The organism is Muribaculum intestinale, assembly GCF_002201515.1.
Lineage (GTDB): Bacteria > Bacteroidota > Bacteroidia > Bacteroidales > Muribaculaceae > Muribaculum > Muribaculum intestinale.
In genome coordinates this window covers 1,846,108-1,861,873 of sequence record NZ_CP021421.1, presented here as the reverse complement: position 1 = coordinate 1,861,873, position 15,766 = coordinate 1,846,108, and the positions used below count along the sequence as shown (strand labels likewise).

The window sequence follows — 15,766 nt, the reverse complement described above, 5'->3', positions numbered from 1 at the left end:
ATCTATGATTCAGATTGATGAAATATTAAAAGGCGCAGAGTCGGCAGTGGCTCCTAAAGCAGCCGAAGCAGCCGCCTCTGACTCGATACCGTCTATCGAAAAAGAGTTTAAAATGCTCGAAGGTATGTCATTTGATGAAATTATCAACCGATGTGTCAACAGCATTCTTGAATTTGCATTCCATCTTGCAATAGCTGTACTTGTATTCTACATCGGCAGGTTCATCATACGCAAGATTTATCACATAATAGCCTCGATATTTATTCGCCGCAAACTTGACCAGAGCCTGGCGACATTTGTATTGAGCCTTGTAAACATCGCACTGTACTTCATACTTGTAATCACCGTAGTCGGAATTCTCGGCCTGGAGACAAGTTCGTTTCTCGCGCTGTTTGCCTCAGCCGGTGTCGCTGTCGGCCTTGCATTAAGCGGCACTTTGCAGAATTTCGCAGGCGGCGTGCTGATATTGCTGCTTAAGCCATACAAAATCGGTGACTATATTGAAGCGCAAGGATATGCCGGTACAGTAAAGGAGATTCAGATATTCTCCACAATAATAAACACCACCGACAACAAGCAAATAATAATACCTAACGGAGGACTGTCGACAAGCTCGGTCAACAACTATTCAAAGGAACCATACCGTCGTGTCGACTGGACAGTATCAATCGCATATGGCGACGATTATGATGTTGCCAAAAAGGGGATTCTTGATATTCTCTTGAGCGACCCGCGTGTGATAAAAAAATATCTTGACGAAATTGACGACCAGGCTCCTGATGAATCGCTTATGGAGCAGGATCTTGAAAACTCGGATTTTGACAGCAAGACCGAGCAGGAAGTAGAAAAATCAGAGGAGAAAGCACAAGCAAAATCATGGCTGGGCCATCTGAAAGACAAAAAGAATGTCGGGAATGCAATAAAGCGGCCTATCGAAAATCTTCATAAAGACGCTCTAGCCATGCTTCCGAAAATAGACCGGGCGCCATTTGTCGCGCTCGGAAATCTAAACACCTCCAGCGTTGACCTGACTGTAAGAGCCTGGACACGCTCCGAGCACTACTGGGGAGTATTCTTCACCATGAATGAACGATTCTATAAGGAACTCCCCCCTCTGGGTATAAACTTCCCGTTCCCGCAGCTTGATGTGCACATGAATCGTACCGATCAGCCATCTTAATTAGTCACGGTTGAGGCAATCCTGTTAAAATTGCATCAGACACGATTTACGCACTCAATTGTACAAAAATCTAAATTAACTTAAATACCTCTACCCATAGCAGCCATTACAAAATAAATGGCTATATTTGCGTTATATACCCGAAATAGGTATATGGCGCTTTTTTCCTATATATTGGCGCTTATTACATCATGGATGCTTTCGCGGCTCTCCTCCAACCTCTTGCGCGATGATACGGCATCTCATTCTCCGCAGCCTCTCTCACGGCCACATATCAATATATGGCGGCCACTTGCAATGCAAAAAATAAAAAAAACATAAATGATAAGTAAATGGATTTACTTACCCCTTACAGCCGACAAACAAAAATCAGAGACGGAATTGGCGTCAAAATACGCCGATTGCCCGCCTGTTAGCGAGCTACTGGCACAGCGTGGCATATCCACAGTCGAGGAGGCGGAAAAATTTTTCCACCCCTCGCTTCGCGATATGCATTCGCCGTTCCTGATGCCCGACATGGATAAGGCTGTAAACAGGCTGAACAAAGCCATGGGGTTGAAGGAGAAGATAATGGTGTATGGCGACTACGACGTAGACGGCACAACTGCCGTGGCTCTCGTCTACAAGTACCTGCAAAATTACTACTCCAATATTGAATACTATATCCCTACTCGCTATGACGAGGGATATGGCATATCGTATCGTACTATTGACGAAGCTGCCGCATCAGGCGTGCGCCTGATAATCATTCTCGACTGTGGCATAAAGGCCATCGATGAAATAAAATATGCCAAGACTCTTGGCATCGATTTTATAATCTGTGACCATCACGTACCGGATGACGAGCTCCCGCCGGCAGCCGCTATTATTAATCCAAAACTCGAAGGGAGCACATATCCGTGTCCCCATCTTTCGGGATGCGGCGTAGGCTTCAAGTTTATGCAGGCATTTGCACAGAGCAACGGACTGCAGGCAACCGAACTTGAAAACATGCTTGACCTTGTTGCGGTAAGCATCGCTGCGGATATAGTGCCAATGGTCGACGAGAACCGAATCATGACATACTGGGGGTTGCGCCGTCTGAACTCGAACCCGAACGTAGGACTACGCGCCATAATAAAGATATGCCAGCTCGGCAACCGGGAAATCACCATATCAGATGTAATATTCAAAATCGGTCCGCGCATCAATGCCTCAGGCCGCATGCAGAGCGGACGAGAAGCTGTGGAATTACTTGTAGCCCGCGACTTCGGAGAGGCATACCACATAGCAAAAAACATCGACCAGTACAACAAGGACCGTAAGGAACTCGATAAGCGTATAACAGAAGAAGCCAACTCCATTCTGGAGAAACATACCGACAAGTTCCAAGACAAGAAGTCAATTGTAATATACAATTCCGACTGGCACAAGGGTATAATCGGTATTGTTGCTTCGCGCATCACAGAGCTATATTACAAGCCTTCGGTTGTGCTCACGCTCTCAAATGGACTTGCTACAGGCTCGTCACGTTCGGTTCAGGGATTTGACATATACAGCGCCATCGATTCATGTCGCGATTTGCTGGAAAACTTCGGAGGTCACACCTACGCGGTAGGGCTGTCCATGAAAGAAGAGAATATCCCGGAATTTACTCGCAGATTTGAGAAATTCGTGGCCGACAACATACTCCCCACTCAGCTCAAGCCACAGCAGGAAATCGATGCGATGCTGACATTTGCCGAGATAACCCCGCAGTTCATCAGCCTGCTTCGAAAATTCAATCCATTCGGCCCCGGAAACCAGAAGCCGGTATTCTGTACCCGGCGTGTAATGGACTTCGGCACAAGCAAACTCGTTGGGCGCCATTTGGAGCATGTCAAACTTGAACTTGTCGACAACACATCCGGAAAAGTGTTTAACGGCATAGCCTTCAACAAAGGTGAGTATTTCGACTACATCCACTCGCGCAAACCGTTCGATATCTGCTACACCATTGAGGAAAACAAGCATCCCAACTCAACGACCTCAATTCAGCTCCATGTCAAGGATATAAATATCTGCGATGACTGATTGTACCGACAACTCTCCTCTTATCCACGATATACTCAAGAAATATTGGGGATACGATGCTTTCCGTCCGGCTCAGGAAGAAATTATCCTCTCTGTATTACAAGGCAACGACACTCTCGGGCTGCTCCCTACCGGGGGTGGCAAGTCGCTTACATTCCAGATTCCGGCAATGGCTCTCGATGGAATTACCGTCGTGGTGACACCGCTCATATCGCTCATGAAGGATCAGGTCGACAACCTTCTTGCCAGAGGCATAAGGGCTGTGTGTCTGCACTCAGGCCTATCGCGGTCAGAGCATAAACTGGGAGTGGACCGATGTCGACTTGGTAAAGCGAAACTGCTATATCTATCTCCGGAGAAACTTCAATCGGAGCGCTTCCTTGAGACACTGCATGATATGAAAATAAGCCTTATCGTTGTAGATGAGGCCCACTGTATATCACAATGGGGATATGACTTCCGTCCGTCATACCTGAAAATAGCGTCGCTGCGGGCACGCTTTCCCAAAGTCCCGGTGCTTGCACTTACAGCATCGGCCACTCCGGAAGTTGTCGATGATATAATGCGACGTCTGGAATTCCGTAGCCGCAACGTATTCTCACGCAGTTTCTCCCGACCAAATATATCTTACATCGTTCGCAACGACTATGATAAAGAACGCCAGCTTGTAAACATACTCTCCCGCACATTCGGAAGCGCCATTGTGTATGTGCGTTCGCGAAAGCGCACACGCGAGATTGCCGATATGCTGGCTTCAAAAGGAATATCGGCAGATTACTACCACGCCGGACTGCAAGCCCAGGAGAAAGCCGAGAAACAGGAAAAATGGAAGCATGAGGAAACTCGCGTAATAGTTGCGACCAATGCATTCGGTATGGGAATCGACAAACCTGATGTACGTGTTGTAGTACACCTCGACTGCCCGCTTTCTCTTGAAGAATATTATCAGGAAGCAGGACGTGCCGGACGCGATGGCAAACCTGCGTTCGCCGTATTGGTTGTCTCACCTCACGATAAAGCCCGTCTTACAAAGGCAGTCGATGATTCATTCCCCCCAAAAGATTACATACGGCGAGTATACGAACTTGCCGGCAACTTTCTGAGCCTCCCCGTCGGTGAAGGATTCGACCGAATCTTCGAGTTTAATCTCGGAAAATTCGCCCAAACATACTCACTTCAGACACGCCCGGCCCATAGCGCGCTTCATATTCTCACACAAGCCGGACATATCGAGTTTATGGATGAAGTCTCGACACAGTCGAGAGTAATGATTGTATCTACCAAGGAGGATTTATACCATATACAGCTGTCTCCAGTCCACGAAAATGTATTCAATCTGCTCATGCGCTCATATACGGGACTGTTTGCCGATTTCACACCTATAAACGAAGCAATAATCGCACAGCGAGCAGAAATCACCGAACAACAGGTATGCGAGACTCTCGTGATGCTATCGCGCATGCATGTGTTGCAGTACATACCTCGCAAGACCACTCCATATATACTTTATACAGCATCAAGGCAACTCCCTGCACATATAACAATCCCGGTAAGCGTATATGAAGACCAGCGCCGACGCATGCAGGTACGTGTTGACGCTATGAAAGAATTTGCATTCTCCTCTGTAGAATGCCGGGTAAATGTAATGCTCCGTTATTTTGGCGAGACACCATCTGAAGTATGTTGCAAATGCGATGAATGCAGGCGTAGGAAAATGCGCAGGCTTAGCGCAGCCGAAAATCAGCAACTTGAAGAGTCGCTAAAGTATATGATTGCTCAGAAACCACGCTCTCTCAAATATCTCTTCCACGAATCAGCATTCCGCCAGGAAGAAATTGTCACGAAATTACGCGAACTAATGCGCAAGGGCATAGTTGTCATGGATAATGAGGACATATTCTCTCTTTCCCGACGCTAAGCTGCTATACCACCGAATTTCCAAATATAAGATGCCGATATGAATAAAAATCTGTCATATATAGCATTAGCCGTTACAGCACTACTTTCACCATCGCCGGCAATAGCCGATGCACCTAATACACCAGACCTGCCCCAAGAGTATATCGAACTTATGGGAAAGGCAGATATAGCTATAGCTGACAAAAATTGGGACGAAGCCGAGCAATACCTTCTTCAGGCGCTTTCATCAAATCCGGATAATCCTCTTAATGTGCTTATTCTCTCCAATCTCGGAGTCGTGCAGTACAACCTCGGACGCGACAGCCTTGCGCTCAATTCCCTGAACAAAGCCCACTATCTGGCTCCCCGGAGTGTCACCGTTCTTTCCAATAGGGCAGACATACTGCTGGCTATGGGACGTGACAGCATCGCAAATATAGACTATGCGGCCATATCGAGCCTTGACTCCTCAAATATAGAGGCACGATACATGAATGCAATGCTGTCGCTCCGACAAGGAGATACATTAACGTCACGTCAACAGTGCCAGGCAATGATTGATATCGCTGCTGACAGTATTCAGACCAATATCGCCAACGCATCATATCTATCAGCAACCGAACAGTGGGAGAAAGCGATTCCTTTTTACACAAAAATACTCGCCAAAGATCCGTCATCCCACTTCTATGGAGCAAGAGCGGTATGCTATCTTATGCTTGGTCGACTTAACGATGCCTCCGCCGATATTACAACCGGACTTGAACACAACCCGACCGACAATGAATTATATCTCTACCGAGCATATCTAAATAAAATGCGATATATGCATGATGATGCATTAGATGATTTACGACGTGCCTTGAACCAAAAACATCAATAACTCCCACAAGATTTATAATGCGCAGTAGCCAGATTCCGTATTGGCTGCTGCGCATTATTCTTAGAGACTGTTTAATAATAAACAAACTCTTATTGCCAGAGGACGCCGAGTACGTGCAACACCCGACAGTTAGTCATTCCGAAGGCAACAAGGACAACTTATGCCACATCATGTGAAACAACAGAGCAGTAGGATGAGAGCGGGGTATACAAAAAAAGACAGAGCCCGATGATTATGTATCATCAGGCTCTGTCGTGAAGGGGGCGGTTACCTACTCTCCCACTTTCGCAGTACCATCGGCGTGGCGGGGTTTAACTTCTCTGTTCGGAATGGGAAGAGGTGGAGCCCCCGCGCTATGGCCACCTTAGTTTTATCTTCTCCTGTCACCGGTACTTATCGTCCGGCCGGTATGGGTCAGGTCGGTAGCACTCTGGAAGCAATGACAAATCATTTACTCACGACTCCTGCTGTCGTATACTATCACTTGTTATTTGGGGGGATTATACTCCCCGGAAAGGGTTCGGGCTATTAGTATTGCTCGGCTGTGGACATTGCTGCCCCTGCACCTGCAACCTATCTACGTCGTAGTCTGCAACGACCCTATGTGGAGATCTTATCTTGAGGAGGGCTTCGTGCTTAGATGCTTTCAGCACTTATCCTGTCCAGACGCGGATACCCGGCGGTGCACCTGGCGGTACAACCGGTAAACCGGTGGTCTGTCCAGCACGGTCCTCTCGTACTAGTGCCGGACCCTCGCAAATCTCCTACGCCCACAACAGATAGAGACCGAACTGTCTCACGACGTTCTGAACCCAGCTCGCGTGCCACTTTAATAGGCGAACAGCCTAACCCTTGGGACCTTCTCCAGCCCCGGGATGTGACGAGCCGACATCGAGGTGCCAAACCACTCCGTCGATATGAGCTCTTGGGAGGGATCAGCCTGTTATCCCCGGAGTACCTTTTATCCTTTGAGCGATGGCCCTTCCATGCGGAACCACCGGATCACTATGCTCTAGTTTCCTACCTGTGCGACTTGTTTGTCTCCCAGTCAAGCGCGCTTGTGCCATTACACTCTGCGGCCGGTTACCAATCGGCCTGAGCGCACCTTTAGAAGCCTCCGTTACTCTTTTGGAGGCGACCACCCCAGTCAAACTACCCACCAAGCAGTGTCCTCTCAAACGAGAGTTAGAGACCAAATGTGCGAAGGTCAGTATTTCAACGTCGACTCCTCAGGAACTGGCGTCCCTGATTCGCTGTCTCCTGACTATCCTACACATCGCACACCCGGTCACAGTGCTAAGCTGCAGTAAAGGTTCACGGGGTCTTTTCGTCCCGTTGCGGGTAATCGGCATCTTCACCGATACTACAATTTCACCGAGTTCATGGTTGAGACAGTGTCCAGATCATTACACCATTCGTGCAGGTCGGAACTTACCCGACAAGGAATTTCGCTACCTTAGGACCGTTATAGTTACGGCCGCCGTTTACCGGGGCTTCAATTCAATGCTTCTCTTGCGATGACATCTCCTCTTAACCTTCCGGCACCGGGCAGGTGTCAGGCTATATTCTTCGTCTTTAAACTTTGCATAGCCCTGTGTTTTTGTTAAACAGTTGCCTGGACCTATTCTCTGCGCCCCGCCTTGCAGCGGGGACCCCTTATCCCGAAGTTACGGGGTCAATTTGCCTAGTTCCTTAACCATGATTCTCTCGAGCGCCTTAGTATATTCTACCCGACCACCTGTGTCGGTTTACGGTACGGGCCAACGCAAGATTTGTTTAGCGGGTTTTCTTGGGAGCCGGATTACCATCTCTGTCCGATCCGCCGGGGCTTCTCGGTACTGTCCCGTTTCATCATACAGCGTGTACTTGACTGCGCCGTATATAACTACGCGGTTTAACGTGCTATTCCGTCAGCACGCGGATGTGTCACTTCTCCGTCGCCGCATCACTCTTGCGCCGGGTGCCGGAATATTGACCGGCTGTCCATCGGATACGCCTTGCGGCTTCTCCTTAGGTCCCGACTTAACCTGATCCGATTAGCGTTGATCAGGAACCCTTGGTCTTTCGGCGTTGGGGTTTCTCGCCCCAATTATCGTTACTTATACCTACATTTGCTTTTCCGGTACCTCCAGCAAGGCTCGCGCCTCACCTTCTGCGGCGTGCGGAATGCTCCCCTACCAATCTCAAAGCTATTTGAGATTCCACGGCTGCGGCAGCGGACTTATGCCCGATTATTATCCATGCGGGATCACTCGACTAGTGAGCTGTTACGCACTCTTTAAATGAATGGCTGCTTCCAAGCCAACATCCTAGCTGTCAAGGCAATCCCACCTCGTTATGGTCTTCAACTTAGCCCGCATTTGGGGGCCTTGGCCGGTGGTCTGAGTTGTTCCTCTCTCGGACGCGGACCTTAGCACCCGCGCCCTCACTCCCGGGGATCGTGCCGCGGCATTCGGAGTTCGTCAGGACTTGATAGGCGGTGAAGCCCTCGCATCCTATCGGTCGCTCTACCTCCGCGGTACTGACCCCGAGGCTGCACCTAAATGCATTTCGGGGAGTACGAGCTATCTCCAAGTTTGATTGGCCTTTCACTCCTACCCTCAGGTCATCCGAAAGCTTTTCAACGCTTACCGGTTCGGTCCTCCAGTGGGTGTTACCCCACCTTCAACCTGCCCAAGGGTAGATCACTTGGTTTCGCGTCCACCTCCGCCGACTCTGACGCCCTGTTCAGACTCGCTTTCGCTCCGGCTCCGTGCCTGATGACACTTAGCCTCGCCGGCGACGGTGACTCGTAGGTTCATTATGCAAAAGGCACGCTCTCACCCCACTCAAGGGCTCGAACCGCTTGTAGGCACATGATTTCAGGGTCTGTTTCACTCCTCTGTTCGAGGTTCTTTTCACCTTTCCCTCACGGTACTGGTTCGCTATCGGTCTCTCGGTAGTGTTTAGCCTTGCCGGATGGTCCCGGCTGATTCTCGCAGGATTTCTCGTGTCCCGCGATACTCAGGTGCCTGTCTCTTCAATATCCTCCGGATTTCGCCTAAGGGGCTTTCACCCGCTACGGCCCGGCTTTCCAGCCGGTTCGGCTATCCTGGATACCAAATTTGTCGTCAGGTCCTACAACCCCGGATGATGCGTTGCCACATCTCCGGTTTGGGCTCCTCCGCGTTCGCTCGCCACTACTTGCGGAATCATTGTTATTTTCTTTTCCTCCGGGTACTGAGATGTTTCAGTTCCCCGGGTTCGCCTCTGCGCATACCGCAGATACCGGAATCGCTTCCGGTGGGTTGCCCCATTCGGAAATCCGCGGCTCAATGGGTATTTGCCCCTCCCCGCGGCTTATCGCAGCTTGTCACGTCCTTCTTCGCCTCCGAGAGCCAAGGCATCCTTCATGTGCCCTTGTCTCCTTTCCTTGGTGTCTTTTGACTTGACTCATCATAAGATGAGCCCGCCGTATATTGTAGTATACTTTGCCAATTTGGTCACTCGTATTTAGATTTGTCTGTCATGACTTTTATCATGACTGCTTCCAGTATGTCAATGTGCTCCTTCCTGTTATCGTAGTCCCTGGCAGAGTTGAACTGCCGACCTCCACATTATCAGTGTGGCGCTCTAACCAACTGAGCTAAGAGACTCTGCATTTCAACCACCGACTTCGGGAGTGGATGATGCGTATTAGGTAAAAACAATATCCAAGCAGTAAAGAGTCCGGGATATGACCCGAAACATCTCTCTGTCATTCCGGCCAAACCTTGCGGTCCGGCTGACGTTTTGCCTTCGTTGAGGTCGTCGTTTCCTTACTGAGTTCACCGCTTGCGCGGTCGCTCCAGAAAGGAGGTGTTCCAGCCGCACCTTCCGGTACGGCTACCTTGTTACGACTTAGCCCCAGTCACCGGTCTTACCCTAGGACGCTCCTTGCGGTCACGTACTTCAGGCACTCCCGGCTCCCATGGCTTGACGGGCGGTGTGTACAAGGCCCGGGAACGTATTCACCGCGCCGTGGCTGATGCGCGATTACTAGCGAATCCAGCTTCATGGAGTCGGGTTGCAGACTCCAATCCGAACTGAGACGGCTTTTCGGGTTCCGCTCGGCGTCGCCGCCTGGCTTCCCGCTGTGGCCGCCATTGTAACACGTGTGTCGCCCCGGACGTAAGGGCCGTGCTGATTTGACGTCATCCCCGCCTTCCTCTCAGCTTGCGCCGGCAGTCTCGACAGAGTTCCCAGCTTAACCTGTTGGCAACTGTCGATAGGGGTTGCGCTCGTTATGGCACTTAAGCCGACACCTCACGGCACGAGCTGACGACAACCATGCAGCACCTCGCAGAAGACTCCGTAGAGCTACACCCTTTCAAATGTATTCCTCCTGCGTTTGAGCCCGGGTAAGGTTCCTCGCGTATCATCGAATTAAACCACATGTTCCTCCGCTTGTGCGGGCCCCCGTCAATTCCTTTGAGTTTCACCGTTGCCGGCGTACTCCCCAGGTGGAATGCTTAACGCTTTCGCTGTATCACCCAGAGGTCAATCCCTCCGGACAATTAGCATTCATCGTTTACTGCGTGGACTACCAGGGTATCTAATCCTGTTCGATACCCACGCTTTCGTGCTTCAGCGTCAGTTGGGCGCCGGTATGCTGCCTTCGCAATCGGAGTTCTGCGTGATATCTATGCATTTCACCGCTACACCACGCATTCCGCATACTTCTCGCCCACTCAAGAACATCAGTTTCAACGGCACGACGGGGTTGAGCCCCGAATTTTTACCGCTGACTTGATATTCCGCCTACGCACCCTTTAAACCCAATAAATCCGGATAACGCTCGCATCCTCCGTATTACCGCGGCTGCTGGCACGGAGTTAGCCGATGCTTTTTCTTCAGGTACTCTCGCTAAGCCCACACGTGGACCCAATTGCTCCCTGACAAAAGAAGTTTACAACCCGTAGGGCCGTCATCCTTCACGCGACTTGGCTGGTTCAGGCTCTCGCCCATTGACCAATATTCCTCACTGCTGCCTCCCGTAGGAGTCTGGTCCGTGTCTCAGTACCAGTGTGGGGGACCTTCCTCTCAGAACCCCTAGACATCGTCGCCTTGGTGGGCCGTTACCCCGCCAACAAGCTAATGTCACGCATGCCCATCCGTCTCCGGAGTCGCCTCCTTTGGCCGAAAGAAGATGCCTTCCCTCGGCCACATGCGGTATTAGGCCGGATTTCTCCGGGTTATCCCGCTGAAACGGGCAGGTTGCATACGCGTTACTCACCCGTGCGCCGGTCGCCGGCGGAGCAAAGCAAGCTTCGCTCCCCGATGCCCCTCGACTTGCATGTGTTAGGCCTGTCGCTAGCGTTCATCCTGAGCCAGGATCAAACTCTTCGTTGTATGTATTTTGTCTTTGTTTTTTCTATTGCTTTCACGACCGCTGCGCGGTTTGTGAACCAAAGAATCGCCGACCCGAAGTGTCATGTCCCGACCGCTTATTGCGCTTGGCTCAGAAATTGACTAAGAGACTTTCATGTCATGCCGCCGTCGTTGCGGCAGCAGACCCTTTCTCTTGTACTACTTGTCTATTGTAAATGCTTTCAATGTTCTTGTCAGACGCTCCCTTGCGGCCCGGAAGGCCGGAAGCGAAAAGCGTTGCAAAGTTAATAACTTTCTTTCTTAACTTCCAAACTTTTTCGAAGAAATTTTTGTTTTTATTTCTTGGCGTCTGCCTCGCCTCGGCCTCTGCCGGACGGCCTTGAGTCGTTCACCCGTGGGGTGTTTCTCAAAAGCGAGTGCAAAGTTAGACACTTTCTACATTACCTCCAAATTTTTCGATGAGAAAATTATGTCGTAAAACATGCTTTTAAAACTATACTATTATCCCTCAAATAAATAACAAAATCATTTTAACTTTTGTTTACACAAGGCTTGATTTATATAATATATGTGTATCTAATTTGATGCAGAAACGACTCTCGACTTGCCCACAAACAACAGTACACATTTTTGCGCGGTGCATAAATTTTAACTATCCACGCTAACGAAACTGTCAACACAATCTGATAAAATAATCGTAACTTTGGGGAACACTTTCCATAGAAATAAATGTCACCATTCATACATCTCCACGTACACACTCAGTATTCCGTTCTCGACGGACAGGCATCAGTCACAGCATTAGTTGACAAGGCTATCTCCGATGGAATGCCCGGAATAGCAATAACCGATCATGGCAACATGTTCGGAATAAAGGAATTTTACAACTATGTAAAAAAGAAGAACAGTAAGGTAAACGACCAGATTAAAGAGGTTAAAAAATCGCTTGAGCAGGCTCGGGAACAAAACAATCAAGATGCAACCGAAGACCTTCAAAAAGAGCTAAACGCCCTTAACTCAAAGATATTCAAGCCGATATTTGGATGCGAGATGTATGTAGCCAAAGAATCTCTGCATACCCATGTCGACAAAAAAGACACCGGCCGACATCTTGTAGTCCTTGCAAAAAACGAGACCGGCTACCACAATCTGGTAAAAATAGTATCACAGGCATGGACCGAAGGCTTCTATTCCCACCCGCGTACCGACAAGAAAGCTCTTGCCGAGCACCACGAGGGGCTTATCGTATGCTCTGCATGCCTTGGAGGTGAAATACCCCGCCTGATACAAGCAGGAGATATCGAAGAGGCCGAAAAACAGGTAAAATGGTTTAAAGACACATTCGGGGACGATTACTATATAGAAATCCAGCGCCATAAAACTAATCTACCCGGTGCAAACACAGAAGTATTCGAACGACAGCAGGAAGTAAACCCCGAACTTATACGTATTGCTCGCAAATTTGACATCAAAATTGTCGCAACCAACGATGTCCATTTCGTAAACGAAGATGATGCCGACGCACATGACCGCCTGATATGCGTAAGCACAAACAAGGCTGTCGACGACCCTATGCGCATGCGTTATACTAAGCAAGAATGGCTGAAATCTCAGTCGGAGATGAACGATATATTCTCCGACATCCCCGAAGCCATCGAGAATACAATGGAAATTCTCGATAAAGTGACTACATATTCCATTGACCATAAGCCAATCTTGCCAAACTTCCCACTACCCGACGGTTTTACCGACAATGACGACTATCTGCGTTATCTGACATATGAAGGAGCAAAACGCCGATGGGGAACTCCCACAAAAGAACAGTGCGAACGTCTCGACTTCGAACTGGACACAATAAAAAACATGGGCTTCCCCGGTTACTTCCTCATCGTACAAGATTTCATACAAGCCGGCCGCGACAGAGGCGTGTCAATCGGCCCGGGTCGTGGTTCTGCCGCCGGCTCAGCGGTTGCCTACTGCCTCGGCATCACACAGCTCGACCCATTGAAATACGACCTCCTTTTCGAACGCTTCCTCAACCCCGACCGAATCTCACTCCCTGATATCGATATCGACTTTGATGATGACGGAAGAGCCGACGTGTTGAAATACGTTACCGATAAATATGGCGCCGACAAGGTTGCTCATATCATAACCTATGGAACAATGGCTGCAAAAATGGCACTTAAGGATGTGGCTCGTGTGCAGCAGCTTCCTGTGGCCGAAGGCAACCGTCTCACCAAACTGATTCCAAAGCACATGCCGGAAGTCAACGGTAAGGAACTAAAACCAACCCTTAAAAACTGCTATGAATATGTAGATGAATTCAAGGCCGAGCTAAACAGCCCGAGCGCACAGATACGTGAGACACTGAAATTCGCGCGACAGCTCGAAGGCAATGTACGAGGCACCGGTGTGCATGCATGTGGAGTAATCATCGGACGCGACCCAATCACCGACTGGGTACCCGTAAGCACCGCTACCGACAAAGATGGCTCAAAACTACTCGTCACACAATACGAAGGGTGCGTCATCGAGGAAACCGGACTTATCAAAATGGACTTCCTGGGCCTTAAGACCCTGTCGATAATAAAAGAAGCTGTAAACAACATACGCCTCACCAACGGCATAGAGATTGATATCGACACTATTCCTATCGACGATTCCAAGACCTATCAACTCTACTGCGAAGGACGAACAACCGGAACATTCCAGTTTGAATCACCCGGCATGCAGAAATATCTCCGCGAACTACAGCCATCAGTATTTGAGGACCTTATCGCCATGAACGCCCTCTACCGTCCCGGACCAATGGCTTATATCCCCGACTTCATCGACCGAAAACATGGCAAACAGCCCATTGTCTACGATATACCGGTGATGGAGAAATACCTCAAAGATACATATGGCGTGACCGTATATCAGGAGCAAGTCATGCTCCTCTCCCGACTGCTTGCCAACTTCACCCGAGGCGAAAGCGACACCCTGCGAAAAGCGATGGGAAAGAAACTCATCGACAAGATGAATCATCTCAAAGGCAAATTCCTCGAAGGCGGTCAGGCAAACGGCCACAAGCCTGATGTTCTTGAAAAAATATGGGCCGACTGGGAGAAATTTGCTTCATACGCCTTCAACAAGAGCCACGCCACATGCTATTCCTGGGTAGCCTACCAGACCGCATACCTCAAGGCCAATTATCCGGCAGAGTACATGGCTGCCGTGCTCAGCCGTAACCTTACTGACATCACAAAGCTCACCAACTTTATGGATGAGTGCAAATCGATGCACATCAACGTAAAAGGCCCCGATGTCAACGAATCATTCAGTGCATTCGGTGTAAACAAAAAAGGCAACATCCGATTCGGTCTTGCCGCAATCAAGGGCATCGGCGCCAATGTGGTAAACGCAATAATCGGAGCACGAAATAAAGACGGGCAGTTCCAGTCGATATACGATTTTGTAGAACGAGTAGACAAGGCCGCCCTCAACCGACGCACGCTCGAAGGACTCGCGCTTTCCGGATCGTTCGACTGCTTCCCTGAAGTAAACAGAGAGGATTTCTTCCTTGCAAACAACAAAGGGGAGACTCTCGCCGAACTTCTCGCAAGATATGGGCAGAATTACCAGAATGCCAAAGGTAGTCAGGAAAATTCCCTGTTCGGTGATTTCGACGAATCGCTGAACACTGCCGGACGGCCACCGATAAAATCGGCACCGCGCTGGAATGACATAGAACGTCTCGACCGAGAACGCGACCTCGTGGGCATGTACCTCTCGGGCCATCCGCTTGACCCCTACTTTGTCGAATTAAGATACGGATGCTCCCAGACACTCAAAGAATTCAACGAAGAAGGCCCCGTAGAAGACCGCGAACTGACTCTTGCCGGCCTCGTCTGCGACTACCAGATAAAACAGGGTCGCAAGGGTCCTTTCGGAATCCTTAAAATCGAAGACTACTCAGCAAGCGCCGAGTTTGCACTATTCGGACAGGATTACATTGATTATGGCAAATTCGGCATAAAGGGTACACCTATTATAATACGCGGACGCTATGGCCGTCGCTTTGCCAATTCCGATATCCGATTCCAGATTGCGTCAATCACACTGCTCGAACAGCAAAAAGGAAAACTCGTGTCTGGAATCACACTGAATCTCGACACCGAGCAAATCAATGAAAATCTACATGGAGTGCTGAACGACATAATGAAGTCATCCACCGACAACCGCACGCCGTTATACCTGCGCATTCATGACCATGATCTGAACAGATCTATCCGCCTGTCGACCGCATTAAAGATGCCGGTAACGCGCCACTCCCTCACTACACTTGAAGAAATGGCTATAGACTTCGACATCGTACAGTCATAGACAATATCCAATATAAACCCAAACATTAACCAACAATA

Annotated in this window: 5 protein-coding genes, 1 tRNA gene and 3 rRNA genes; 5 read left to right on the top strand and 4 right to left on the bottom strand. The window is 49.4% G+C overall.

What is annotated here, in order from left to right:
• The first annotated feature begins 4 nt into the window (after positions 1-4).
• The 4 genes from ADH68_RS07535 (at position 5) to ADH68_RS07520 (ending at position 6,011) form a co-directional block, all read left to right on the top strand.
• Entirely contained in the window at positions 5-1,180 is a 1,176-nt protein-coding gene (locus ADH68_RS07535; RefSeq protein ID WP_068961334.1) for a mechanosensitive ion channel family protein, read from the top strand.
• A 321-nt stretch (positions 1,181-1,501) separates the two neighbouring features.
• Entirely contained in the window at positions 1,502-3,232 is a 1,731-nt protein-coding gene (recJ, locus tag ADH68_RS07530; RefSeq protein WP_068961335.1) for a single-stranded-DNA-specific exonuclease RecJ, read from the top strand.
• Positions 3,225-5,150 (top strand): RecQ family ATP-dependent DNA helicase, encoded by a 1,926-nt coding sequence (locus tag ADH68_RS07525; protein ID WP_068961336.1) that lies wholly within the window; start codon positions 3,225-3,227, stop codon positions 5,148-5,150. Before recJ ends, ADH68_RS07525 begins: the two co-directional genes overlap by 8 nt.
• Positions 5,151-5,189: 39 nt before the next feature.
• Entirely contained in the window at positions 5,190-6,011 is an 822-nt protein-coding gene (locus ADH68_RS07520; protein WP_068961337.1) for a tetratricopeptide repeat protein, read from the top strand.
• Positions 6,012-6,269: 258 nt separating this feature from the next.
• On the opposite strand, the gene rrf is transcribed toward ADH68_RS07520, so the two are convergent.
• The 4 genes from rrf to ADH68_RS07500 form a co-directional block, all read right to left on the bottom strand.
• Positions 6,270-6,378 (bottom strand): 5S ribosomal RNA (gene rrf / locus ADH68_RS07515).
• Between the two features lie 141 nt (positions 6,379-6,519).
• Positions 6,520-9,424 (bottom strand): 23S ribosomal RNA (locus ADH68_RS07510).
• A 148-nt stretch (positions 9,425-9,572) separates the two neighbouring features.
• Positions 9,573-9,646 (bottom strand) — tRNA-Ile (locus ADH68_RS07505).
• Between the two features lie 195 nt (positions 9,647-9,841).
• Positions 9,842-11,381, bottom strand: a 16S ribosomal RNA gene (locus tag ADH68_RS07500).
• Together the 16S, 23S and 5S rRNA genes with 1 tRNA gene alongside form the textbook arrangement of a ribosomal RNA operon.
• A gap of 708 nt (positions 11,382-12,089) precedes the next feature.
• Here ADH68_RS07500 and dnaE point away from each other — a divergent pair.
• Entirely contained in the window at positions 12,090-15,728 is a 3,639-nt protein-coding gene (gene dnaE / locus ADH68_RS07495; protein WP_068961338.1) for a DNA polymerase III subunit alpha, read from the top strand.
• The last annotated feature ends 38 nt before the right edge of the window (positions 15,729-15,766 follow it).